General features: G+C 71.2%; 16 protein-coding genes. 1 reads left to right on the plus strand and 15 read right to left on the minus strand.

Translation table 11 applies throughout. From position 1 onward, the window contains the following. Window positions 1–195 precede the first annotated feature (195 nt). The 14 genes from RNL97_RS10335 to RNL97_RS10400 all read right to left on the minus strand — a co-directional run bounded on the left by RNL97_RS10335 (window position 196) and on the right by RNL97_RS10400 (window position 22,325). A complete protein-coding gene (locus RNL97_RS10335) occupies window positions 196–4,485 on the minus strand; it encodes an Rne/Rng family ribonuclease (protein ID WP_243314030.1) in 4,290 nt (1,429 codons plus the stop codon). 228 nt (window positions 4,486–4,713) lie between these two features. Next, entirely contained in the window at window positions 4,714–5,496 is a 783-nt protein-coding gene (locus tag RNL97_RS10340) for a TIGR03936 family radical SAM-associated protein (protein ID WP_030577307.1), read from the minus strand. Window positions 5,497–5,619: 123 nt separating this feature from the next. Then, a complete protein-coding gene (locus RNL97_RS10345; RefSeq protein WP_313750608.1) occupies window positions 5,620–6,810 on the minus strand; it encodes a hypothetical protein in 1,191 nt (396 codons plus the stop codon). 79 nt (window positions 6,811–6,889) lie between these two features. After that, window positions 6,890–8,818 (minus strand): TIGR03960 family B12-binding radical SAM protein, encoded by a 1,929-nt coding sequence (locus tag RNL97_RS10350; RefSeq protein WP_006124401.1) that lies wholly within the window; start codon window positions 8,816–8,818, stop codon window positions 6,890–6,892. A gap of 49 nt (window positions 8,819–8,867) precedes the next feature. Continuing rightward, window positions 8,868–10,397 (minus strand): CYTH and CHAD domain-containing protein, encoded by a 1,530-nt coding sequence (locus RNL97_RS10355; protein WP_030577301.1) that lies wholly within the window; start codon window positions 10,395–10,397, stop codon window positions 8,868–8,870. 30 nt (window positions 10,398–10,427) lie between these two features. Then, entirely contained in the window at window positions 10,428–11,621 is a 1,194-nt protein-coding gene (gene rodA / locus RNL97_RS10360; protein ID WP_030577298.1) for a rod shape-determining protein RodA, read from the minus strand. Continuing rightward, window positions 11,621–13,843 carry a penicillin-binding protein 2 gene (gene mrdA / locus RNL97_RS10365; RefSeq protein ID WP_030577295.1) on the minus strand — a complete coding sequence of 741 codons (2,223 nt, stop codon included), beginning with the start codon at window positions 13,841–13,843 and terminating at the stop codon, window positions 11,621–11,623. Before mrdA ends, rodA begins: the two co-directional genes overlap by 1 nt. Before the next feature lie 61 nt (window positions 13,844–13,904). Further along, the gene (mreD, locus tag RNL97_RS10370) at window positions 13,905–14,570 is read right to left on the minus strand and encodes a rod shape-determining protein MreD (RefSeq protein WP_030577292.1); all 666 of its coding nucleotides are present in this window, start codon (window positions 14,568–14,570) and stop codon (window positions 13,905–13,907) included. A 5-nt stretch (window positions 14,571–14,575) separates the two neighbouring features. Then, entirely contained in the window at window positions 14,576–15,634 is a 1,059-nt protein-coding gene (gene mreC / locus RNL97_RS10375) for a rod shape-determining protein MreC (RefSeq protein ID WP_030577288.1), read from the minus strand. A 183-nt stretch (window positions 15,635–15,817) separates the two neighbouring features. Next, a complete protein-coding gene (locus tag RNL97_RS10380) occupies window positions 15,818–16,837 on the minus strand; it encodes a rod shape-determining protein (RefSeq protein WP_006124407.1) in 1,020 nt (339 codons plus the stop codon). Between the two features lie 288 nt (window positions 16,838–17,125). Continuing rightward, a complete protein-coding gene (ndk, locus tag RNL97_RS10385) occupies window positions 17,126–17,539 on the minus strand; it encodes a nucleoside-diphosphate kinase (RefSeq protein WP_006124409.1) in 414 nt (137 codons plus the stop codon). 150 nt (window positions 17,540–17,689) lie between these two features. Beyond that, complete coding sequence (locus tag RNL97_RS10390) at window positions 17,690–18,043, minus strand: DUF4233 domain-containing protein (protein ID WP_030577285.1); 354 nt, start codon at window positions 18,041–18,043, stop codon at window positions 17,690–17,692. A gap of 8 nt (window positions 18,044–18,051) precedes the next feature. Then, a complete protein-coding gene (folC, locus tag RNL97_RS10395) occupies window positions 18,052–19,572 on the minus strand; it encodes a bifunctional tetrahydrofolate synthase/dihydrofolate synthase (RefSeq protein ID WP_030577283.1) in 1,521 nt (506 codons plus the stop codon). 131 nt (window positions 19,573–19,703) lie between these two features. After that, entirely contained in the window at window positions 19,704–22,325 is a 2,622-nt protein-coding gene (locus RNL97_RS10400) for a valine--tRNA ligase (RefSeq protein ID WP_030577281.1), read from the minus strand. Between the two features lie 137 nt (window positions 22,326–22,462). Between RNL97_RS10400 and RNL97_RS10405 the strand changes: the two genes are divergently transcribed. Beyond that, window positions 22,463–23,455, plus strand: coding sequence for a hypothetical protein (locus RNL97_RS10405; protein ID WP_030577279.1), 993 nt, complete (start codon window positions 22,463–22,465; stop codon window positions 23,453–23,455). A 75-nt stretch (window positions 23,456–23,530) separates the two neighbouring features. Here the strand turns inward: RNL97_RS10405 and clpX are convergent, their stop codons facing one another. Continuing rightward, window positions 23,531–24,829 carry an ATP-dependent Clp protease ATP-binding subunit ClpX gene (clpX, locus tag RNL97_RS10410; RefSeq protein WP_030577276.1) on the minus strand — a complete coding sequence of 433 codons (1,299 nt, stop codon included), beginning with the start codon at window positions 24,827–24,829 and terminating at the stop codon, window positions 23,531–23,533. Between the last annotated feature and the right edge of the window lie 124 nt (window positions 24,830–24,953).

Raw genomic sequence — 24,953 nt, forward strand, 5'->3', positions numbered from 1 at the left:
CCGGGCCTTGTCACCGCCTGTAAGTTTCGCCGAGAAACGACACAGGTAGGGCAACCGTCGTCACATTATCAGGGATTTCTCGGCCCATTTCGGGCTCGTTAACCGGTGCTTGCATCAGTTCTGAAACAAAGCAGGTGTCCCGCCCCGACGGGCTCGGAGCGGGACACCTGAAGTGAACAACCGGTTACGGATGTATCAGCTCGCCGACGACTCGCCCTCCGCCGAGGGCGCGTTGACCGTCACGGACGGCGACGACTGCTCGGCGGCGACGGTCTTCTTCGTCGCCTTCTTCGCGGCCGTCTTCGCCGTCGTCTTCTTCGCGGCGGTCTTCTTCGCGACGGTCTTCTTGGCCGCCGCCTTCTTCGCCGGGGCCTTCTTGGCGGCGGCCTTGCGGGCCGTCTTCTTCGCCGGGGCGGCTTCAGCGGGCTCGGAATCCGCGGCTGCCTCGGCCGACCGGTCCTCGGGCTCCGGGGCCTTCGCCTCGGACGCCTCCGTGTCGGTCTCCTTCGCCTCGGACGCCTTCGCCTCGGGCGCCGAAGCGACCACGACGATCTCCGCGTCGTCCGACCCGGTGGGCGAGCCGGCCGGAGCGGTGACCTTACGGGTCACGCGGCGGCGGGCACGCGGCGGGGCGGCCACGGGGGCCTCGGCCCCGGGGGCCTGCTCCGCCGGGGCCGGGGTCTCGGCGGCGGGCGCCTCGACGACCGGGTCCTCGACCGCGACCGGGTCCGTGCTGGGCTCGGCCGGCTGCGCCGGCTCCGCCGCTTCGGCCTGCTTCGGCGCACCCGCCGGGGCGGTGGCCTTCCGGGTGGCCCGACGGCGCGTACGGCCCTGGGGCGCGGACTCGGCCGGAGCCTCAGGGGTCTCAGCAGCCTCCGCGACCGGGGTCTCGGCGGGCGTGTCGAGGACCGGCTCGGGCCGGGTCTCGGCGACGGGCGCCTCGGCGGCTGCCTCGGCCTTCGGGGTGCCGGCCGGGGCCGACGCCTTGCGGGAGGCCCTGCGGCGGCCACGGCGCGAGGCGGCCGCCTCGGCCTCGGCGGGGCTGCTGTAGAACTCGTCGTCCTCCCTGACCGCGGGCTCCACGGCCACCGGGGCGGCGACCTCTGCGGCCAGCTCGGCCTCGGTCTCCGTCTCCACGGGCTCGGCGGACACGTGGTCGTCGGAGCCGTGCTCGTGGTCGTGGTCGTGGTCCTGGCCCGCGCCGCCGCGGCCGCGCTTCTTGGACTTCTTGCCGCCACCACCGCCGACGGACGCCGGCTGCTCCATGTGGACGATGACACCGCGGCCGTTGCAGTGGACACAGGTCTCGGAGAAGGACTCCAGCAGACCCTGGCCCACCCGCTTGCGGGTCATCTGGACCAGGCCCAGCGAGGTGACCTCGGCGACCTGGTGCTTGGTGCGGTCGCGGCCCAGGCACTCCAGGAGGCGTCGCAGCACGAGGTCCCGGTTGGACTCCAGCACCATGTCGATGAAGTCGACGACGACGATGCCGCCGAGGTCGCGCAGCCGCAGCTGGCGCACGATCTCCTCGGCCGCCTCCAGGTTGTTCCTGGTGACGGTCTCCTCCAGGTTGCCGCCCTGGCCGGTGAACTTGCCGGTGTTGACGTCGACGACGACCATCGCCTCGGTCTTGTCGATCACCAGCGAACCGCCGCTGGGCAGGTAGACCTTGCGGTCCAGCGCCTTCATCAGCTGCTCGTCGATGCGGTACGTCGCGAAGACGTCGACCTCGGAGGTCCAGCGGGAGAGTCGGTCGGTGAGGTCGGGGGCGACGTGCGAGACGTACCCGTAAATGGTCTCCCACGCGTCGTCGCCGCTGACGATGACCTTGGAGAAGTCCTCGTTGAAGATGTCGCGGACGACCCGGACGGTCATGTCCGGCTCGCCGTAGAGCAGCGTCGGCGCGTTGGAGCCGCTGGTGCCCTTCGCCTTCTTCTGGATGTCCTCCCACTGCTGGTGGAGCCGCTCGACGTCACGGCGCAGCTCGTCCTCGCTCGCGCCCTCGGCGGCGGTGCGCACGATGACGCCCGCGTCCTCGGGGACGATCTTCTTGAGGATGGTCTTGAGGCGGGAGCGCTCGGTGTCGGGCAGCTTGCGGCTGATCCCGGTCATCGAGCCCTCGGGCACGTAGACCAGGTAGCGGCCGGGCAGGGAGACCTGGCTCGTCAGACGGGCGCCCTTGTGGCCGATCGGGTCCTTGGTCACCTGGACCAGGACCGACTGGCCGGACTTGAGCGCGGTCTCGATGCGGCGCGGCCCGTGGGCCATGCCGAGCGCCTCGAAGTTGACCTCACCGGCGTACAGGACGGCGTTGCGGCCCTTGCCGATGTCGACGAAGGCGGCCTCCATGGACGGCAGCACGTTCTGGACCTTGCCCAGGTAGACGTTGCCGACGTAGCTGGTGGCCTGCTCCTTGTTGACGTAGTGCTCGACGAGCACGTTGTCCTCGAGGACGCCGATCTGGGTGCGCTCGCCGTTCTGGCGGACGACCATCACGCGCTCGACAGCCTCGCGGCGGGCGAGGAACTCCGCCTCGGTGATGATCGGGACCCGGCGGCGGCCCTGCTCGCGGCCCTCGCGGCGGCGCTGCTTCTTGGCCTCCATCCGGGTCGAACCCTTGATGGACTGGACCTCGTCGAAGCCGGTGCCCGGCTCGCGCTCCTCCTTCTTGCGCGGCTCGCGGACCTTGACGACCGTACGCTCCGGGTCGTCGGGGCCGTTGTCGGCGTCGACTGCGGCGTCACCGCTGCGGCGACGGCGACGGCGGCGGCGGCGGGAGCTGCTGCTCGAACCGGAGGCCGAGGAGTCGTCGTCCTCGTCGCCCTCCTCGGCGGCCTCCTGGTCCTGGCCGCGGCCACCGTCGTGCTCGTCCTCGGAGCGGGGCTCCTCGGCGCGGGCGGGCGCGGGCGCGTCCTCGGTGGTCTGCTCGTCGTCCATGTCGTTGGCCTCGCCACGACGGCGGCGACGGCCACCACGGCGACGACGGCGCGAGGGACGGTCGCCGTACTCGTCGGTGTCCTCGCCCTCGTGCTCGTCCGTCTCGGCCTCGGGGGCCTCGTCGGCGGGCTCCTCGTGCTCGGCGGGCGCCTGGGCCGGGGCGGCGGGCTCGGCGGCCTGCTCGGTCGCCTCCGCCTCGCCACGGCGGCGGCGACGACGACGCGAACCACCCTGCGGCGCGGCCTCGGCGGGCGCGGCGCTCTGCTCGGCCTCGGCGGTCTGCTGCTCCTCGGCCTCGTCCACCTCTTCGTAGGGCGAGGTGGAACCGGCAGCCGCCGCGGCGGCTGCCGCGGTCTCGGGGGTCTGGAACATCGGCTCGGCGAAGACCGGGGCCTGGAAGACGGCGACGGCGGGGCGCGTCGCGCGGCGGCCCTTGCGGGTCGGCTCCTCGGTCTTGGCCGTGAACTCGGGGCGGCCGGCGGCGGTGGCGCGGCGGCGCTGGCGTCCGCGCGGGGCTGCCTCCTCGACCTCGTCCGCCTCGGCGGCGAGCCCCTCGGCTACGGCGGCGGGCAGGCTCTCGCCGGTCTCGACGGGCTCCTCCACGCTCTCGGCGGTCTCGGTGACCTGCGGGGCGCCGGCGGGCGCGGACGCCTTGCGGGACGCACGGCGGCGGCTGCGCGGGGCGGGCGCCTCCTCCGTGGCCTCGGGGGCGGCGGGCTCGGCCACGGCCGGCTCCGGCTGGGTCACCGGCTCGGCGACGGGCGTGGCGGCCTGCGGCGCACCGGCCGGGGCGGAGGCGCGACGGCGGGTACGGCCACGCGGGGCGGCGGGCTCCGCGGCAGCGGGCTCGGCGGCCTGGGCGGGCTCGGCGGCCTGGGCGGGCTCGGCGGCCTGGGCGGGCTCGGCGACAGCGGCTTCGGCTGCGGGCTCGACGACCACGGGGGCCTCAGCGGACTGCGGGGCGCCGGCGGGCGAAGTGGCCTTGCGGGAGGCGCGACGGCGGCGGGGCGCCGGGACCTCGTCGGGGCTCTCCACGGCGACCTCGGTCTCTTCCTCGGCCGCGGGTTCCGGGGCGGGCTCGGCCGGGGTCTCGACGACCGGGGCGGGGGCCTCGGCGGACTGCGGCGCACCGGCCGGGGCCGTCGCCTTGCGGACCGCGCGACGGCGGGCGCGCGGCGCCGGTGCGGCGGGCTCCTCGTCGGCGGCGGGCTGCGCGGGGGGCTCGGTGACCGGGGCGGGCCCGGCGGTCTCCGCCTCCACCGGCGCGGGGGCCCCGGCGGGCGCGGTGGCCTTGCGCACGGCGCGGCGGCGCGCACGGGCGGGCGGGGCGGTCTCGGCGACCGTCTCGCCGGGCGTGTCGTCCGTGGCCGGGGCGGCGGACGCCTCGGCCGGCGGGGCCGGCGTGACGTCCTCGGCGGCGCTCACGGGGCCGCCGGGCGGGCCGGCGGGGCGGGAGGCGGCGCGGCGCCTGCGGCGCGGCGGCAGCTTGTCCCCGGGGGTGTTCTCTTCGTTGTTCCCGGTCGTGCCGGGTTCGTTCGGCTGAGGCATGCGGGCGGTTCTCCCGTCGTGCTCCCGGGCGCCGCGTCTGATTCCGGTCCGGCTCGGTCCGCAGTGGTGCGATACCGCCGTCCGGGGCGCGGGCGCCGCACGGGAACTGATGTCTGGCTCGCCGGTTCCGTATGCGGTGTGCGTACGGCCTGGCGAAAGTCTTGTGGGTCAGTGCGCGGCCCGACCCAGGTGGCTCCCGGGTCGGAGGGCTGCGCTACAACGACCGCCTTACGCGGAACCTGCGCCTTCCGGCGCCGTCGCGACGGCTGCCCCGGCGACCGCGGGATATGCGGTCGGGGCGGCCTCGCGGTCGGGCGCGAGAGGGTCGGTCACCGTGCCGGACTCCTCGTCGAAGAGCCCCTGCGCCAGCCTGGTCACCGCTGCGGGGACCGGCGGCGCCAGGTCGGCCACAGCTCGGAGACCGGACAGGACGTCGTCGGGTCGCACGGCAGGTGTCACGTGCCGAACAACCAGGCGCAGTATCGCACAAGGCTGCTCACCCGGCCTATCGGCCGGAGCGTCGACGACCCGCAGGTCGGCGACGGCGGCGCGGGCGTCGAACGTCCGGATGCCGTTCTTGGCCTTGCGCTGGACCTCGACGGTCTCGGCGTCGTTGAACGCTGCCACGGCCGTCCGGACGTCCTCGGGGCCGACGCCGTCCAGGCGCATCTCCCAGACGGAGGCGGTGAGCCGTTCGGCCAGGCCCGGGGTGCGGGCCTCGACCGCGTCGACGATGTCGAGGCCGGCCGGCATGGACGCGTCGAGCAGTCCGCGCAGGACCTCGGGGTCCCGCGCCTCGGTGAGGGCGATCTCCAGGAACTCCGCCTCGCTGCCCGTGCCGGTGGGTGCGGCATTGGCGTAGGAGACCTTGGGGTGGGGCGTGAAGCCCGCCGAGTACGCCATCGGCACCTCGGAGCGGCGCAGTGCCCGCTCGAAGGCCCGCTGGAAGTCTCGGTGACTGGTGAACCGGAGGCGGCCGCGCTTGGTGTAGCGCAGGCGGATGCGCTGCACTGCCGGTGCGGGCGGCGGGCCTTCGGGCTGTCGCTTGCCCAGTGGTTCTTCTCCTCGGTGCGGGGCGGGCGCGGTGGCGCGCCGCCCACGAAATACGGGTGGTCCCCGGGGTGCCGCTCCGGCTCACCCCTGTTTGGCGAATGGATCGCCGCCCAGAGGGGTCTCGGACGCCTGCGCCGCGCTGGGGACAGTCGTTGTACTACCCAGAGTACGCGCAGGGATCCCTCGCGGTTCCCCGGACCGTTCGCCGCCCGGGGCGCCGACCAGCGCCCGCCAGGCGTCGCGACGTGCCTGGCGCACGGTTTCCCGGGCGGTGGCGAGGGCCGAGCGGGCGGCCCGGCCCGCTTCGGCGGCGGCGCGCCGGGCCGGGGCCCAGAGCGCGTCGCGCAGGAAGTGGCCGACGGGGGTGCACACCGTGCGGTACGCCCAGGAGACCGGTGCGCCGATCAGGCACCAGGTGATCGCGGCGAGGGCCCGGCCGACGGCCCGGGAGACGTATCCGGCGATCCGCCAGGCGACCTCGAACGCGGCGGCGATCTCCCGGCCGACCGGGGTGAGGATGCGGCGGTAGGTCCAGACGAGGGGCGCGACCAGCAGCGCCGTCACCAGCCAGGCGACCGCCAGGCCGAGACCGCGTCCGGTGGCCGCGATCCCCCGCCGGAGCCGGCCCAGAATCCAGGCCGTGCCCTGCCACAGCGTGCTCAGGACCCGGACCGTGCCGCGGCCGATCGGCGTGAGGACGGCTTCGTACAGCCACACCACCGGGACGACCAGGCCGTAACGCACCACCGGGACGGCCACGTACCGCCACAGGAACTCCAGCGGCACGATCAGGAGCACGGTGAGCAGCCAGCCGAGGCCGTGCAGCGCCGGGAGGAGCAGGGCGGTGCCGATCCACCGCAGCCCGCGGCCCAGCGGAGTGAGGACGTTGGCGTACAGCCACACCGCCGGCGCGGCGATCCCGTAGCGGGCGACGGGGACGATCACGTACCGCCACAGGCCGATCCAGAGCCGGACGAGCAGGACGGCGGCCAGCCAGGCGGCGCCCTTGCCGAGGGGGGTGAGGACCCAGGTGTACAGCCAGGCCAGCGGGGTCAGGACGAGCGTGTCGAGGAGCCACCGGAGGGCCCGGCCGAGCGGGCGCAGCAGGACGCGGTCGGCGGCGTGCCAGAGCGCGGTGAGCGCGTCCCAGACCATGCGGGCGGGCAGGACGAGCACCAGGACGACGATCCGGACCGGGATCCTGATCAGGGTGGTCAGGATCCCTTCGCCGGGCTCGTATCCCTGGGACGCCTGGTGCTTGCCGTAGTCCATGTCGACAAGGACGCGTCAGGCCCGGTCCGGGGTTGCCGGACCGGGCCTGCGATCAGCGCCCTCGCGGGCGGAGGAGCGGCTACTTGTTCACCACGCTCAGCGGCAGGAGCTTCTTGCCGGTGGGGCCGATCTGGATGTCCAGGTCGAGCTGCGGGCAGACGCCGCAGTCGAAGCAGGGGGTCCAGCGGCAGTCCTCGACCTCGGTCTCGTCGAGCGCGTCCTGCCAGTCCTCCCAGAGCCAGTCCTTGTCCAGGCCGGAGTCGAGGTGGTCCCAGGGCAGGACCTCCTCGTAGGTGCGCTCGCGGGTGGTGTACCAGTCGACGTCGACACCGAACTCGGGGAGCGTCTTCTCGGCGCAGTTCATCCAGAGGTCGTAGCTGAAGTGCTCGCGCCAGCCGTCGAAGCGGCCGCCGGACTCGTAGACCGCGCGGATGACGGAGCCGACGCGGCGGTCGCCGCGCGAGAGGAGGCCCTCGACGATGCCGGGCTTGCCGTCGTGGTAGCGGAAGCCGATGGAGCGGCCGTACTTCTTGTCGCCCCGGATCTTGTCGCGGAGCTTCTTGAGCCGGGCGTCGGTGTCCTCGGCGCTGAGCTGCGGGGCCCACTGGAAGGGGGTGTGCGGCTTGGGCACGAACCCGCCGATGGAGACGGTGCAGCGGATGTCGTTCTGGCCGGAGACCTCGCGGCCCTTGGCGATGACGTTGACCGCCATGTCGCCGATCTGGAGGACGTCCTCGTCGGTCTCGGTGGGCAGGCCGCACATGAAGTACAGCTTCACCTGGCGCCAACCGTTGCCGTAGGCGGTGGCGACCGTGCGGATCAGGTCCTCCTCCGAGACCATCTTGTTGATGACCTTGCGCATGCGCTCGGAGCCGCCCTCGGGGGCGAAGGTGAGGCCGGAGCGGCGCCCGTTGCGGGTCAGCTCGTTGGCCAGGTCCACGTTGAACGCGTCGACGCGGGTCGAGGGCAGCGAGAGGCCGATCTTGTCGTCGGTGTAGCGGTCGGCGAGGCCCTTGGCGATGTCACCGATCTCGCTGTGGTCGGCGGAGGAGAGCGAGAGGAGGCCGACCTCCTCGAAGCCGGTCGCCTTGAGTCCCTTGTCGACCATCTCGCCGATGCCGGTGATGCTTCGCTCCCGCACGGGGCGCGTGATCATGCCGGCCTGGCAGAAGCGGCAGCCGCGGGTGCAGCCGCGGAAGATCTCCACGGACATCCGCTCGTGGACGGTCTCCGCGAGCGGGACGAGGGGCTGCTTGGGGTAGGGCCACTCGTCGAGGTCCATCACCGTGTGCTTGGAGACCCGCCACGGCACGCCGGACCGGTTGGGCACGACGCGGCCGATGCGGCCGTCGGGGAGGTACTCGACGTCGTAGAAGCGCGGGACGTAGACGCCGCCGGTCTTCGAGAGCCGGAAGAGCACCTCGTCGCGCCCGCCAGGGCGGCCCTCGGCCTTCCAGGCGCGGATGATCTCGGTGATCTCCAGGACGGCCTGCTCGCCGTCGCCGACGACCGCGCAGTCGATGAAGTCCGCGATCGGCTCGGGGTTGAACGCGGCGTGGCCGCCCGCGAGGACGATCGGGTGGTCCACCGTGCGGTCCTTGGACTCCAGCGGGATGCCCGCCAGGTCCAGGGCGGTGAGCATGTTGGTGTAGCCCAGCTCGGTGGAGAAGCTGAGCCCGAAGACGTCGAACGCGCCGACGGGGCGGTGGCTGTCCACGGTGAACTGCGGCACGTCGTGCTCGCGCATCAGCTCTTCGAGGTCCGGCCAGACGCTGTACGTGCGCTCGGCGAGGACGCCCTCGCGCTCGTTCAGTACCTCGTAGAGGATCATGACGCCCTGGTTGGGGAGCCCGACCTCGTAGGCGTCGGGGTACATCAGGGTCCAGCGGACGTCACAGCTGTCCCAGTCCTTGACGGTGGAGTTCAGCTCACCGCCGACGTACTGGATGGGCTTCTGCACATGCGGGAGCAGAGCTTCGAGCTGTGGGAAGACCGATGCGGCAGACATCTCGCGAACCTTCGTGAGCCGGCAGGGGTGACCATCCAGCGTACCCCGGTCACCGGCCCTTCAGATCCGCCCGCGGTCCGGGAGCCGACGCACGGGCCCAGACCTCGGGCAGCTCACGCTCCCGGGCCTCGGCGGCAGCCTCCTCCCGCCCGTACAGAAGTCCCCAGGTGAACGCGGTCTCCCCCGCCGCGTGCGACTGGATCGCGAGGGTCCGCAGCGCCTCGCGGGCGACGACGCTGTCCTGGTGGTCGCCGAGGACGGACTGCACGGCCTTCACGCGTTTCGCGAACCGCTCGGCGGGCTTGCCGAGCGCGGGGCGGGCCGACTCACCCGCGTACCGGGCGCGCTTGGCGGCCTTGCGGGCCTCGTGCATGGCGGTGTCCCGCTCGGGGCCCGGCGGGTGCTCCAGGGCGTGGTCCATACGGCGCGCGAGCTTCTCGTAGTCCTTGAGCACGGCCCGGGGCAGGGCCTTCTCCGCTGCCTTGCGGGCGGCGGGGCGCAGGGGCGGCTCGGCGCTCAGGGCGTGGAGTGCCTCCAGGAGGTCCAGATACCGCTGCCCGTCGAGTACGTCGATGATCCTGCGGCGCGCTCCGGTGCGGCGGGCGGCCGACCAGGCGCGGAGCCGGCCGCGTACCGGGCCGAGGGCCAGGGTGGCGGGCAGGGCCTCGACGCGGGAGCCGATGCGCTCGTCCAGGACTTCCTGGTCGCGGTCGAGGCCCAGTTCGGCGGCGAGCCACTTGAGCTCCGCACCGAGGGGGTCGGTGACCCCGCGGTCGAGGATCTTGCGGTGGGTCTTGAAGGCGCTGCGCAGCCGGCGGGTGGCGACGCGCATCTTGTGCACGGAGTCGGGCAGGTCGCGGCGGACGGCGGGGTCGAGGCGGACGATCGTGGCGATCTGCTTCCGTACGTAGGCGAGGACGTGGTCGCCCGCGGTCTGCGGCACGTCCTCTCCGGGCTCCTCGCCGTCCCGGTCCGGTGTCGTCTCCGCCAGCGCCCGGGCGAGCTTCGAGGAGGATCCCGCGGGGCGCACTCCCGCCTTGCGGAGCCGCTTCTCGACGGCGTCCAGGACGGCCGGGTCGCCGTCGTCGGCCAGCTCGACCTCGATCTCGGTCCAGGCGGCGCTGGTGCCGCTCCCCTCCCCCGCGAGCCGCTCCGCGAGCACCGTGTCGACGCTGACCTCGGCCAGGAGCGTGCCGTCGTCGGCCAGCAGGTGGTGGACGTCCCGCGAGGAGAGCAGCCGGACGACCGGGGCGATCTCCGCGTCGCGGACCCGGGAGCGCAGAAGAGCGGCCAGCGAGGGCGGCAGGGTGTCGGAGAGCGGTTCGTGGATCTCGTCCCGGACGCCGAGCGCGACGGGGAACTTCACGTGCCAGCCCTCGTCGTCCCCGCCGGTCCTGCGGCGCAGGGTGAGGGAGTCGGCGGCGAGGCGGAGGTCGGCGGTGTCCCAGTAGACGGCGTCGAGCTCCATCCGGCCGCGCGGGGCGACCCGGTCGACCCCGGCCGCCCGCGTCAGGTCGGGCAGCCGGGTGTCTTCGGTGGCTTCGTACTTCCGTTCGATCTCGCGTTTGGTGTCCGCCATGCAAGGACACCTACCCGCGACCGTCCGGGTTCAGGCGGACATCGGCCGTTGCACCCTGATGGACTGGAGCAGGCCGACCGCCACCCAGACGGCGAACATCGAGGATCCTCCGTAGGAGACGAAGGGCAGCGGCAGTCCGGCGACCGGCATGATGCCGAGCGTCATGCCGATGTTCTCGAAGGACTGGAAGGCGAACCAGGCGATGATCCCGGCGGCGACGACCGTGCCGTACAGCTCGGTGGTCTCGCGGGCGATCCGGCAGGCGCGCCACAGGACGACGCCCAGGAGCACGATGATCAGTCCCGCGCCGAGGAAGCCCAGTTCCTCGCCGGCCACGGTGAAGACGAAGTCGGTCTGCTGCTCGGGCACGAACTGACCGGTGGTCTGGGTGCCTTCGAAGAGTCCGGTGCCGGTGAGCCCGCCGGAGCCGATCGCGATGCGGGCCTGGTTGGTGTTGTAGCCGACACCCGCCGGGTCGAGCGCGGGGTTGGCGAAGGCCGCGAACCGGGCGATCTGGTAGTCGTCGAGCAGACCGAGCTGCCAGATGGCGACGGCCCCGCCCGCGCCCGCGCCGATGAGGCCGAAGACCCAGCGGTTGGATGCGCCGGAGGCCAGCAGGACGCCGAGGACGATGACGGCCATGACCATCACCGAGCCGAGGTCCGGCATCAGCATGACGATGGCCATCGGGACCGCCGCGAGGCCCAGCGCCTTGGCCACGGTGCGGTGGTCGGGGTGGGCCTGGTCGCCCGCGTCGACGCGGGCGGCCAGCAGCATCGCCATCACGAGAATGATGGTGATCTTGGTGAACTCGGAGGGCTGGATCGAGAAGCCGGCGGGCAGCTTGATCCAGGCGTGGGCACCGTTGACCGTGGTGCCGAGGGGGGTGAGGACCGCGAGGACCAGCAGCACCGAGATGCCGTAGAGGACCGGGACGGCCCCGCGCAGGGTGCGGTGGCCGAGCCAGATCGTGCCGATCATCAGGGCGAGGCCGATGCCGGTGTTGAGGGCATGCCGCAGCAGGAAGAAGTACGGGTCGCCCTGGGTGAGGTGGTCGCGGTTGCGGGTCGCGGACCACACCAGGAGCGAGCCGAGGAACGAGAGCGCGAGCGCGGCCCCGAGCAGCGGCCAGTCCAGCCGCCGTACGAGGGAGTCGCGGGCCGTCAGCTTGGCCCAGGAGCCCTGGTCGGGGGCGTACCGGGAGACGGAGAATCCACCTGCCATTACGGCTGCCTCCCCGTGGACGCGGGTGATCCGGTGAGTCCGGGCTGGCCTCCGGGCGGCAGGGGCAACTGGGGTTCCTGTCCCCCCGGCTTCTCCTCGGGCGTGACCGGGGTGGGGTCGTAGGGCTTGACCTTCGGCGCGTGGATCGAGCCGTCGGGCTGGACCTTCGGCAGCGCCTTCTGCGGCTCGGGCAGAAGGGCCCGCTTCAGGTCCTGGTTGCCGGCGGAGTCCAGCCCGTAGAGCGCGTCGTAGATCTTGCGGACGGCGGGTCCGGCGGAGCCGGAGCCGGTGCCGCCCTGGGAGATCGTCATGACGATGGTGTAGTCGTCGGTGTAGGTCGCGAACCAGCCGGTGGTCTGCTTGCCGTACACCTGGGCGGTGCCGGTCTTGGCGCGCATCGGGATCTTGTCCTGCGGCCAGCCGCCGAACCGCCAGGCGGCGGTGCCGCCCGGCTCGACCACCGAACGCAGCCCCTTGTCGAGGTCCTTGATGGTCTGGGCGTCGACCGGGAGCTTGCCGCTGACCTTGGGCTTGATCTCCTGGACGGTCTTGCCGTCGGGGCTGATCACGGCCTTGCCGACGGTGGGCTTGTGGAGGGTGCCGCCGTTGCTGATGGCGGCGTAGGCGGTGGCCATCTGGATGGGCGTGACGAGTACGTCGCCCTGGCCGATCGAGTAGTTGATGCTGTCGTAGGCCTTGAGCTGGTTGCCTTCGAGGCAGCTTTCGTACGCGATCTGCTGGACGTAGGTGCCGCCCTTCTTGCCCTCCTTGCACCAGGCGTCCTTGTTGGCCTCCCAGAAGTCCTGCTTCCACTGGCGGTCCGGGATGCGGCCCTTGACCTCGTTGGGCAGGTCGATGCCGGTCTCGGAGCCGAGCCCGAAGTCACGGGCGGTGCGGTAGAACCAGTTCTTGGCGTCCTTCTTGGGCTTTATGCCGCCGTCCTTCACCCACTCGTCGTGGCCGAGGCGGTAGAAGACGGTGTTGCAGGAGTACTTGAGCGCGTCCCCGAGGGTGATGGGGCCGTGGCCCTGGGACTCGAAGTTCGCGAAGGTCTGGTTGCCCAGGCTGTAGGAGCTGCTGCACTCGTAGAGGTCGTTGAAGGCATGGCCGCCGCGCACGGCGGCGCTGGCCGAGACCACCTTGAAGATGGAGCCGGCCGGGGCCTGGCCCTGGATGCCCCGGTTGAGCAGCGGGTAGTTCGACTTCTTGCTGGTGAGCTTGGCGTACTGCTTGCCGGAGATGCCGCCGACCCAGTCGTTGGGGTCGTAGTCGGGCTGGGAGGCCATCGACACGATGCGGCCGGTCTTCGACTCCATGACGACGACGGCGCCGGAGTCGGCCTCGTACTTCCGGCCGGTGATCTTGTCGGTCTCCTGGCGCACGGTCTTCATCGCCTGGGCCAGCTCGTACTCGGCGACCGCCTGGACGCGGGCGTCGAGGCTGGTGACGAGGGTGGAGCCGGCCACCGCCGGGTCGTTCTCCGCCTCGCCCATGACGCGGCCGAGGTTGTCGACCTCGTAGCGGGTGACACCCGCCTTGCCGCGCAGCTCCTTGTCGTAGGTGCGCTCGATCCCGGACCGGCCGACCTGGTCGGAGCGCAGATAGGGCGACGGGCCGTCCTGCGCCTTCTGGATCTCGTCGTCGGTGACGGGCGACAGATAGCCGAGCACCTGAGCGGTCTTCGCCTTGCCGGGTGCGGCGTAGCGGCGTACGGCGGTGGGCTCGGCGGTGATGCCGGGGAAGTCCTCGGCGCGCTCACGGATCTGGAGGGCCTGCTGGGTGGTGGCCTCGTCGGTGACCGGGATCGGCTGGTAGGGCGAGCCGTTCCAGCAGGGCTGAGGGGTCTTGGAGTCGCACAGGCGGACCTTGTCCCGGACGTCCTGGACCTTCATGTCGAGGACGTCGGCGAGACGGGTGAGGACGCCGACGCCGTCGTCCTTCATCTTCAGCAGCTCGGTGCGGCTGGCGGAGACGACGAGGCGGGTCTCGTTGTCGGCGAGCGGTACGCCGCGGGCGTCGAGGATCGAGCCGCGCACGGCGGGCTGGACGACCTGCTGCACACCGTTGCCCGCGGCTTCGGCGGTGTACTCGTCGCCGTTGCGGATCTGGAGGTACCAGAGGCGTCCGCCGAGGGTGAGCAGCAGCGAGAAGACGAGGACCTGGATGACGATGAGCCGGATCTGGACCCGCTGGGTCCGTCCGGTCTCGGGGATGTTGCTCACGGGGTGCCCCCGGTGGTGGTCCGGCTGGGGGTACGGGGGGCGTCCCCCGGGAAATACAGCCTCACAGGCGCTTGACCCCCTTGATCCTGCCCGCGCGGGCGGCCCGGTTGCGGGCCGCCTTGGCCCGCAGGCCGCCGCGCTGGTTGCCGATCCGCAGACCGGTGCCCGAAGCGAGCCAGCCGGCGGCGACGTCGTTGCCCCCGGAGGACGCCTCGGCGAGCGGGTCGTTCTCGGTGCGTCTGGCCAGCGCCATGATGAGCGGCACCGTGAAGGGCGCCAGCAGCAGGTCGTAGACCGCGGCCGTGAACAGCAGGCTGCCGAGGCCCACATGGCGGGCGGCGGTGTCGCCGACGAGCGCGCCGACGCCCGCGTACAGCAGGGTCGAGCCGATCGCGGCGGCGACGACCACGGCCATCGGGGCGAAGGCCGACTTCAGCTGCCCGTTCTCCGGCCGGACCAGACCCGCGAGGTAGCCGATGACGCAGAGCACCAGGGCGTAGCGTCCGGCGGCGTGGTCGGCGGGCGGCGCGAGGTCCGCGAGGAGGCCGGCGCCGAAGCCGATGAGGGAGCCGCTGACCGGCCCGTACACGAAGGCGAGTCCGAGGACGGTGAGGAGCAGCAGGTCCGGGACGGCGCCGGGGAGTTGGAGACGGGCGAGGACGGAGACCTGGATGACCAGGGCGACGACGACCAGGGCGGTGGAGAGCAGGGTCCGGTTGATGCGCATGGGGATCAGCCCTGCTCCTGGTCGTCGGCCGCGTTGTCGGGTTGCTGTGCGTTGCCCTGCTGGTCGCCTGCCGCGTCACCGGCGTCGCCGCCGCCCGGCTTCTCGTTGATGTTGCCGACGACCTTGCCGGAGCCGTCGACGAGGTCGCCGTTGGGCTGGACCGTGACGGTGACCGTGGGGGTCGGCTTCGGCTTCGTCTTGGCGGGCTGCTTGGGCAGGACCGTGTCGCGCGGGTCCTGCCGGGGGGCCTGGACGACGACGCCGACGATGTCGAGCTTGGTGAACCCGACGTACGGCTTCACGTAGACCGTCCGGGTCAGTGCGCCGCCGGAGGGGTCGACGCGGACGACCTCGCCGACCGGGACGCCGGGCACGAAGGGCTTGTCCTTGCTGGAGCCGAAGGTCACCAGCCGGTCGCCGGCCTTGACCTCGGCCTTGCCGTTGAGGAACTGCACCGACAGGGGGCGCGAGCCCTGGCCGGTGGCGAAGCCGAGTTCGTCGGTCTTCTCCATCCGGGTGCCGACGGTGAAGTCGGGGTCGTTGGCGAGCAGGACCGTCGCGGTGCTCGGGCCGACGGTGGTGACCCGGCCGACCAGACCTTCCCCGTTGAGGACGGTCATGTCGCGGCGGATGCCGTCGTCGGACCCGGCGTCGATGGTGACCGTCCAGGAGAAGCCCTGGGCCGCTCCTATGGCGATGACCTCGGCGCCCTTGATGCCGTACTGTCCGGCGCCCGCGTTCTTCAGCATGGCGTCGAGCTGACGGACCCGGCTGTTGGTGCGGTCGTCGCTGCCGAGCTTGGCCTTCAGCGCCGCGTTCTCCTTCTCCAGGGTGGAGATCCGGTCGTGCCGGTTGCCGGAGTCCCTGACCGCGCCTATGGCGTTGCCCACCGGGTCGACCGCTGCCGCGACGCCGTTCTCGACCGGTCCGAAGACGGTGGCCGCGGCCTGCCGCGCACCGTCGACCGGTGACCCCTCGCCGCCTCGGATATCCACCGTGATCAGGGCGAATGCGATGGCGATCAAGAGCACCAGGAGCAGCCGGCTCTCTCGTGTGTCCCTCACGTGCGGCGGCCGTGCCTTCCTCGTCGGAATATTCGTGGCTGTGTACGTCTCCGTACGGGGTACCGGTCGGGTGTGACCCCGCTCCAGTACGTGTACAGCAACGATCTATATCAACGATCCGGCGACCGGAGCGGGTGCGTCCGCTCGCCGGATCGGGTGTGTCCCGCGGAATCCGCGCTCCGTCTAACGACGGGGCTGGGCGTCCAGCACCTGCTGGAGCGCCTCGAACTCCTCGACGCACTTGCCGGAGCCGAGCGCCACCGAGTCCAGGGGGTCCTCGGCGATGTGGATCGGCATGCCCGTCTCGTGGCGCAGACGTTCGTCCAGACCGCGCAGCAGCGCGCCGCCGCCGGTGAGGACGATGCCGCGGTCCATGACGTCGCCGGACAGCTCGGGCGGGCACTTGTCGAGCGTCGTCTTCACGGCGTCGACGATCGCGTTGACCGGTTCCTCGATGGCCTTGCGGACCTCGGCGGCCGAGATGACGACCGTCTTGGGAAGGCCGGAGACCAGGTCGCGACCGCGGATCTCGGTGTGCTCGTCCTTGTCCAGGTCGTACGCCGAACCGATCGTGATCTTGATCTGTTCGGCGGTCCGCTCACCGAGGAGGAGCGAGTACTCCTTCTTGATGTGCTGGATGATCGCGTTGTCCAGTTCGTCACCGGCGGTCCGGATCGACTGGGCAGTGACGATTCCGCCGAGCGAGATCACGGCGACCTCGGTGGTGCCGCCGCCGATGTCCACGACCATGTTGCCGGTGGCCTCGTGGACCGGCAGACCGGAGCCGATGGCCGCGGCCATGGGCTCCTCGATGATGTGCACCTGGCGCGCGCCGGCCTGCGTGGACGCCTCGATGACGGCGCGGCGCTCGACTCCGGTGATACCGGAGGGCACGCAGACGACGACACGGGGACGGGCCAGATAGCGACGCTTGTGGATCTTGAGGATGAAGTAGCGGAGCATCCGCTCGGTGATCTCGAAGTCGGCGATCACGCCGTCCTTCAGCGGCCGCACGGCAACGATGTTGCCCGGCGTGCGCCCGATCATCTTCTTGGCCTCGGAGCCGACCGCCAGAATTCCGCCGGTGTTGGTGTTGATGGCCACGACGGACGGCTCGTTCAGAACGATGCCGCGCCCCCTGACGTACACCAGCGTGTTGGCAGTCCCGAGGTCGATAGCCATGTCACGGCCGATGAACGACATTGAGTTCCCCTTGTTCCCCATGAGGATGCGTCGGGCCTTCCCAGGTAGCGAAGATGGCTTGTTCTGGTAGGCGAGGTTGGCGCTGCGGGCGTGGAAGCTTCCATCGTAGTGCCGTATGCACGGACACAGCGCGAGGGTCCTTCGCCATTGTGAGCGGAACGGGTGGCCGTTCTACCCATGGTGACGTTACGTCGGAGGGATGCGTTCCCGCGATCCCAAACCCTATGCCGAGGGGCGACCGAATTACTTCGGTCGCCCCTCGCCTACAGCGCTGTTTGGCCGATCGGGTCAGGAAAGTCCCGGAAAGAAAAGCTTCAGTTCTCGCTCTGCGGACTCCTCCGAGTCCGAGGCGTGGATGAGGTTCTCCCGGGTGATCGTGCCGAAGTCCCCACGGATGGACCCGGGCGCGGCGGCGATCGGATCGGTGGGGCCGGCCAGGGCGCGGACGCCCTCGATGACCCGCTCGCCCTCGGCCACCAGGGCGACGACGGGGCCGGAGGCCATGAACTCCATGAGCGGCTCGTAGAACGGGCGGCCCTTGTGCTCGCCGTAGTGCTGCTCCAGCGTCTCGTGGTCCAGGGTGCGCAGCTCCAGGGCGGTGATCCGCCAGTTCGCCTTGCGCTCGATGCGGCCGACGATCTCGCCGATCAGGCCACGGCGGACCGCGTCGGGCTTGAGCAGGACGAGAGTGCGCTGAGTCATGTACGGCTCCTTGCAAGGCCAGGCATACGGGTGCGGTGAGGCGAGATTACAGGGGTACGGGAACGGATCCACGCCCGGGTTCACCCTGGGTCACCTTCACCCCCCGGATCCGCCGGAACCCGCGGCGGGGACGGGCGTGTCGGCCACCCCCTAGGCGGTGGCCTCTTCGGCTTCCTGCTGGGCGGCCCAGCGCGCCTTGGCCTCGTCGATCTTGCGGCCGTAGTGGATCGAGGCCCACCACAGCCCGCCGAAGGCCAGCCCCAGGACGAACATCATCGGGACCACGAACCCGCTGAGGACCAGCGCGACCTGGAGCGCCCAGCCGAGCTGGATGCCGCCGGGCCTGGTGATCATTCCGCACAGCAGCACGGACAGGGCCATGCCGATGCCGCACACCGTCCAGACCACGGTCATGGAGGCGTCGTCCAGCTTCATCGCGACCAGACCGGCGAAGCCGATCACGAAGAACTCACCGATCAGCGTCGAGGCACAGAGCGTCCGCATCCGGCTTCTCAGCCCCTTCCCAGCAGCAGCCGGGCTTCGCCGACCGTGATCACGGACCCGGTCACCAGCACCCCGGCGCCCGCGTACTCGTCCTCCTCCTCGGCCAGCGTGATCGCCGCCTCCAGGGCGTCGTCGAGGCGCGGCTCGACCTGGACCCGGTCGTCGCCGAAGACCTCGACGGCGATCGCGGCCAGCTCGTCCGCGTCCATCGCGCGCGGGGTGGAGTTCTGCGTGACGACGATCTCGGCGAAGATCGGCTCGAAGGCCTCCAGGAGCCCCCGGACGTCCTTGTCGCCGCTCGTTCCGACCACGCCGATCAGCCGGGAGAAGCTGAACGCCTCGGAGATGCCGTCCGCCGCCGCCTTGGCCCCCGCGGGGTTGTGCGCGGCGTCCAGGACGACGGTCGGGCTGGAGCGCACGACCTCCAGGCGGCCCGGGGAGAGCACCGAGGCGAACGCCTTGCGGATGGCGTCGATGTCCAGGGAGCGGGCCTGCTCGGCGCCGATGCCGAAGAACGCCTCGACGGCGGCGAGCGCGACGGCCGCGTTGTGCGCCTGGTGGGCGCCGTACAGCGGGAGGAAGATCTCCTCGTACTCGCCGCCCAGGCCCCGCAGCGTGACGAGCTGGCCGCCGACCGCGATCTCGCGGGAGGTGACGCCGAACTCCATGCCCTCGCGGGCCACGGTGGCGTCCACCTCGACGGCCTTCTTCAGCATCACCTGCGCGGCGTCCACCGGCTGCTGCGCCAGGATGACCGTGGCGCCCGGCTTGATGACACCGGCCTTCTCGCCGGCGATCTCGGCGGGCGTGGTGCCGAGCCGGTCCGTGTGGTCCAGCGAGATCGGGGTGACGACGGCGACCGTGGAGTCGATGACGTTCGTGGCGTCCCAGGTGCCGCCCATGCCGACCTCGACGACCGCGACATCGACGGGGGCGTCGGCGAAGGCGGCGTACGCCATGCCGGTGAGGACCTCGAAGAAGGAGAGCCGGTAGGGCTGCTGGGCGTCGACCATCTCGACGTACGGCTTGATGTCCTCGTACGTCTCGATGAACCGCTCGGCCGCGATCGGGGAGCCGTCCAGGCTGATCCGCTCGGTGATCGACTGGACGTGCGGGGAGGTGTAGCGGCCGGTGCGCAGCTCGAAGGCGTTGAACAGGGCCTCGATCATGCGGGCCGTGGAGGTCTTGCCGTTGGTGCCCGTGATGTGGATCGAGGGGTAGGCGCGCTGCGGCTCGCCGAGCACGTCCATCAGGGCGGCGATGCGCGTGACGGAGGGCTCCAGCTTGGTCTCGCCCCAGCGTCCGGCGAGCTCCCGCTCCACCGCGCGCAGCGCCTTGTCGGTCTCGGGGTCGGCCGGCCGGGCGGGGACCGCTTCGCCCTGCGGCTGACCCGAGTGGGCGCGCAGCGTGCGGCTCCCGGCCTCGATCACCGCCAGGTCGGGGTCGCGCTGGGTCGCCTCGTCGACGATCTCCTCGAAGGTGTCGTCGGGATCGGACGCGTCGTGCCGGTCTGGGCGGGGCTCACTCACGGGCCCAGTCTACGGATGGGCGCCGACATCGCGCGCAGCGCCCGGCGAACTGCCGGCGAGCGGTACGGCGAAGCCCCCGCGCCCCGGTCGGTCGGGTGCGCGGGGGCTCCGGTCGGACACCCCCTGGCTGATCAGCTCTGCGGGAGGCCCGCCAGCTGGGCGCCGATCCGCTCGATGTCGGCCTCGGCCTTGGCGAGCCGGCCGCGGATCTTGTCGACCACGTTGTCCGGAGCCTTGGCCAGGAAGGCCTCGTTGCCGAGCTTCCCGGTGGCCTGGGCCTTCTCCTTCTGCGCGGCCTCCAGGTCCTTCGTGAGGCGCTTGCGCTCGGCCGCCACGTCGATCGTGCCGGACAGGTCCAGGGCGACGGTGGCCCCGGCGACCGGGAGGGACGCGGTGGCGTGGAAGCCGTCGCCGGCGGGCTGGAGCCGCAGGAGCTGGCGCATGGCCGCCTCGTGCGGGGCGAGCGCCGTGCCGGTCAGGGTCAGTTCGGCCGGGACCTTCTGGCCGGGCTGGAGACCCTGGTCGTTGCGGAAGCGGCGGACCTCGGTGACGACCTGCTGGACCAGCTCGATCTCCTTCTCGGCCGCGTCGTCGCGGAAGCCGGAGTCGGCCGGCCACTCGGCGATGACGATCGACTCGCGCCCGGTGAGCGCGGTCCACAGCGCCTCCGTGACGAACGGGACGATCGGGTGCAGCAGCCGCAGCATCACGTCGAGGACCTCGCCGAGGACCCGGCCCGAGACCTCGGCCGGGCGGCCGCCCGCGAAGAACGTGGTCTTGGAGAGCTCGACGTACCAGTCGAAGACCTCGTCCCAGGCGAAGTGGCGCAGCGCCTCACTGATCTTGGCGAACTGGAAGTCGTCGTAGAACGCGTCGACGTCCGCGACCGTCTTGTTCAGGCGCGACAGGATCCAGCGGTCGGTGACCGACATCTCCTCGGCCGAGGGCAGCTCGCCCTCGATCGTGGCGCCGTTCATCAGGGCGAAGCGGGTGGCGTTCCAGATCTTGTTGGAGAACTTCGCCGAGCCCTGGACCCAGTCCTCGCCGATCGGCACGTCGGTGCCCGGGTTGGCGCCGCGCGCGAGGGTGAAGCGCAGGGCGTCGGAGCCGTACTTGTCCATCCAGTCCAGCGGGTTGACGACGTTCCCGAAGGACTTCGACATCTTCTTGCCGTGCTCGTCGCGGACCATGCCGTGCAGGACGATGGTGCCGAAGGGCGGGACGCCGTCGTTGACGTACAGGCCGAACATCATCATCCGGGCGACCCAGAAGAAGAGGATGTCGTAGCCGGTGACCAGGACGGAGTTCGGGTAGAACTTCGCGAGGCTGTCGGTGCGTTCGGGCCATCCGAGCGTGGAGAAGGGCCACAGGCCGGAGGAGAACCAGGTGTCCAGGACATCGCTGTCCTGGGTCCAGCCCTCGCCGGTGGGCGCCTCGTCGTCCGGTCCGACGCAGACGACCTCGCCGTTCGGGCCGTACCAGACGGGGATGCGGTGGCCCCACCAGAGCTGGCGCGAGATGCACCAGTCGTGGAGGTTGTCGACCCAGTCGAAGTACCGCTTCTCCATCTCCTGCGGGTGGATCTTGACCTTGCCGTCGCGGACCGCGTCACCGGCGGCCTCGGCGAGCGGGGCGACCTTGACCCACCACTGGAGCGAGAGGCGCGGCTCGATGGTGGTCTTGCAGCGCGAGCAGTGCCCGACGGAGTGGACGTAGGGGCGCTTCTCGGCGACGATCCGGCCCTCGGCGCGCAGGGCGGCGACGATGGCGGAGCGGGCCTCCAGCCGGTCCAGGCCCTCGAAGGGGCCGGGGACGGTGATGACCGCACGCTCGTCGAGGACGGTGATGAACGGCAGGTCGTGACGGTTGCCGATCTCGAAGTCGTTCGGGTCGTGGGCGGGGGTCACCTTGACCGCGCCGGTGCCGAACGCCGGGTCGACGTGGCGGTCGGCGACGACCGGGATCGTACGGTCGGTCAGCGGCAGCTTGATCTGCTTGCCGACCAGGTGCTTGTAGCGCTCGTCGTCGGGGTGGACGGCGACCGCGGTGTCGCCGAGCATCGTCTCGGCGCGGGTGGTGGCGACGACGATGGTCTCGTCGCCCTCCCCGTACGTCATGGAGACGAGCTCGCCGTCGTCCTCCTGGTACTCGACCTCGATGTCGGAGATCGCGGTGAGGCAGCGGGGGCACCAGTTGATGATGCGTTCGGCGCGGTAGATCAGCCCGTCGTCGTACATCTGCTTGAAGACGGTCTGGACGGCCTTGGAGAGGCCCTCGTCCATGGTGAAGCGCTCACGGGACCAGGCGACGCCCTCGCCGAGGCGGCGCATCTGGCCGGAGATCTGGCCGCCGGACTCGTTCTTCCACTGCCAGACGCGCTCGACGAACGCCTCACGGCCCAGGTCGTGGCGGGACTTGCCCTCCTTGCCGAGCTCGCGCTCGACGACGTTCTGGGTGGCGATGCCGGCGTGGTCCATGCCCGGCTGGTACAGCGCCTCGAAGCCCTGCATCCGCTTCCGGCGGACGAGGGCGTCGATCAGGGTGTGCTCGAAGGCGTGGCCCAGGTGGAGGGAGCCGGTGACGTTGGGCGGGGGGATGACGATGCTGTAGGGCGGCTTGTCGCTGTGCTCGTCCGCCTCGAAGTAACCGCGCTCCACCCAGCGCTCGTACAGCTTCCCCTCTACATCGGCCGGCGCGTACGTGGTCGGCAGTTCGGGGTTGCTGGCTGGCTGCTGCGATGAGTTCTCGGTCACGGGGGACAGTTTAGGGCCGTCACAGGTCTGCACTGAAACGGATTGGTTCAGTAACGGTGTCCGGCCCGGTCCCCCGTGTCAGGGCGGCTTCCGTCAGGATGTTCGCAACGTACAAGGATTCTGGAGGGGACACCTCGATGAGCTACAACCAGCCGGGCCCGTACGGCGGGCAGCCGCCGCAGGGCCAGCCCGGACCGTACGGGCAGCAGCCGGGCCCGTACGGCGCCCCGCCGCCGCAGGGCCAGCCCGGCTACGGCTACCCGCAGCAGGCCCCGCAGGGCGTCCCCCCGCAGCAGCCGAACCCGTACGGGCAGCAGCCCCCGGGGCCGCAGCAGGGTTACGGCTACCCGCAGGCGCAGCAGCCGGGTCCGTACGGGCAGCAGCCGCCCCAGCCCCCGTACGGGCAGCCCGGGTACGGACAGCAGCCGCCGCAGCCGAAGAAGAAGACCGGGCTGATCATCGGTGTCGCCGTGGTGGCGCTGGCGGTCATCGCGGGCGGGGTGTACTTCCTCACCGCGGGCGACAAGGCCAGCAACTCGGACGTCTCCGAGGCGACCAAGGGCTACAAGATCACGCCCCCGGACGCGGTCGACGCCTACAAGCGGGACACCACGAAGCCGGTACTCAGCGCACCGCTGACCGGGACGAAGAAGACGGACGTCGAGGCGCTGGGCATCAAGAACCCCAGCGCGGCCAAGGCCGACTACTCGGTGGGCACCGCCGCCGCCGCGACCAAGGTGCTCAACTTCGAGGGCTTCTGGGGAGAGATCGCCGACCCGGCCAAGGTGGTCAACGACGCTTTCGTGGACGTCGAGAAGGACGCCAAGTCGGGCGGCGGCGAGGTCTCCATCGAACTCGTCGGTTCGGCCGAGACCGCCGAACCCGAGGGGTTCGAGGGGGCGGTGATGAAGTGCCAGGACCTCAAGGTGACCAACAAGAGCGGCGACGGCTCGGTCGCCAAGGGGCCCCAGCACTTCATCCTCGCGGTCTGCGTCTGGGCCGACTACAGCACGGCCGGCATCACGACGACCGCGGACAAGGCTCTGGCACTCGCCGGCCAGGGCGTGCCCAAGGACCAGGCCGCGGCCCTCACCGCCAAGCTTTACAACACCGCCCGCACCAAGGTCTGACCGCTCGACGCCGAAGGGGCGCCCGCCGGTTCCATCCGGTGGGCGCCCCTTCGGCGTAGGACAAGCCGCCTGCGGCTAGGCGGACTTCTCGTGGCGGCCGCCGTCGTTCTTGCCGATCGCGCGCGGCTCGCGCGGCACCAGCGTGGGGTTGACGTTGTCGCGGACGACGTCGGGAGTGATGACGACGCGGGCGACGTCCTTGCGGGACGGGACCTCGTACATCACGGACTGGAGGACTTCCTCCATGATCGCCCGCAGACCGCGCGCGCCGGTCTGGCGCAGGATCGCCTGGTCGGCGATGGCCTCCAGCGCTCCTCGCTCGAAGTCCAGCTCCACACCGTCGAGTTCGAAGAGGCGCTGGTACTGCTTGACCAGGGCGTTGCGCGGCTCGATGAGGATCTGGAGCAGGGCCTCGCGGTCCAGGTTGTGGACCGAGGTCAGCACGGGGAGACGGCCGATGAACTCCGGGATCATCCCGAACTTCACCAGGTCCTCCGGCATGACCTCCTGGAACTGGTCGCTCGCCTGGATCTCCAGCTTGGAGCGGATCGTGGCGCCGAAGCCGATGCCCTTGGCGCCGGCCCGGGACTCGATGATCTTCTCCAGGCCGGAGAACGCGCCGCCCACGATGAACAGCACGTTCGTCGTGTCGATCTGGATGAACTCCTGGTGGGGGTGCTTGCGTCCGCCCTGCGGCGGGACGGAGGCGGTGGTGCCCTCCAGGATCTTCAGCAGGGCCTGCTGCACGCCCTCGCCGGAGACATCGCGCGTGATCGAGGGGTTCTCGCTCTTGCGGGCGACCTTGTCGATCTCGTCGATGTAGATGATCCCGGTCTCGGCCTTCTTGACGTCGTAGTCGGCCGCCTGGATCAGCTTGAGCAGGATGTTCTCGACGTCCTCGCCGACATAGCCGGCCTCCGTCAGCGCCGTCGCGTCCGCGATCGCGAACGGGACGTTGAGCATGCGGGCCAGCGTCTGTGCGAGAAGCGTCTTACCGGAACCCGTGGGGCCCAGCAGGAGGATGTTCGACTTGGCGAGCTCGATCGCGTCCTCACGACCGGCGCCGCCGCCGTTCTCCCCGGCCTGGACCCGCTTGTAGTGGTTGTACACCGCGACCGAGAGGGCCTTCTTCGCGGGCTCCTGCCCGACGACGTACCCCTCCAGGAACTCGTAGATCTCGCGGGGCTTGGGAAGCTCTTCCCAGCGCACCTCGCTCGTCTCCGCGAGCTCCTCCTCGATGATCTCGTTGCAGAGATCGATGCACTCGTCGCAGATGTACACACCGGGTCCCGCGATGAGCTTCTTCACCTGCTTCTGGCTCTTTCCGCAGAACGAGCACTTGAGCAGGTCGCCGCCATCACCGATGCGTGCCACGAGGTGCTTCCCCTTCGCCTGGGAGGCCGCCTGGTTCAGCGGCTCCTGGTGCCTCTATCCGACGGTACCTTGCCTGGGCCCCCGTTCGGGCCCCCCTTGGCACGGTTCACACGGCCGTGGTCGT

Source organism: Streptomyces parvus (assembly GCF_032121415.1).
GTDB lineage: Bacteria > Actinomycetota > Actinomycetes > Streptomycetales > Streptomycetaceae > Streptomyces > Streptomyces globisporus_A.

Bases quoted from the DNA above. Each gene is read 5' to 3' on its own strand.
- RNL97_RS10405 (WP_030577279.1), top strand. From the start codon at position 22,463: ATGAGCTACAACCAGCCGGGCCCGTACGGCGGGCAGCCGCCGCAGGGC.
- rodA (WP_030577298.1), bottom strand. From the start codon at position 11,621: ATGGCAGGTGGATTCTCCGTCTCCCGGTACGCCCCCGACCAGGGCTCC.
- RNL97_RS10390 (WP_030577285.1), bottom strand. From the start codon at position 18,043: ATGCGGACGCTCTGTGCCTCGACGCTGATCGGTGAGTTCTTCGTGATC.
- RNL97_RS10355 (WP_030577301.1), bottom strand. From the start codon at position 10,397: ATGGCGGACACCAAACGCGAGATCGAACGGAAGTACGAAGCCACCGAA.
- RNL97_RS10380 (WP_006124407.1), bottom strand. From the start codon at position 16,837: ATGTCGTTCATCGGCCGTGACATGGCTATCGACCTCGGGACTGCCAAC.
- mreD (WP_030577292.1), bottom strand. From the start codon at position 14,570: ATGCGCATCAACCGGACCCTGCTCTCCACCGCCCTGGTCGTCGTCGCC.
- RNL97_RS10345 (WP_313750608.1), bottom strand. From the start codon at position 6,810: ATGGACTACGGCAAGCACCAGGCGTCCCAGGGATACGAGCCCGGCGAA.
- ndk (WP_006124409.1), bottom strand. From the start codon at position 17,539: ATGACTCAGCGCACTCTCGTCCTGCTCAAGCCCGACGCGGTCCGCCGT.
- RNL97_RS10350 (WP_006124401.1), bottom strand. From the start codon at position 8,818: ATGTCTGCCGCATCGGTCTTCCCACAGCTCGAAGCTCTGCTCCCGCAT.
- RNL97_RS10335 (WP_243314030.1), bottom strand. From the start codon at position 4,485: ATGCCTCAGCCGAACGAACCCGGCACGACCGGGAACAACGAAGAGAAC.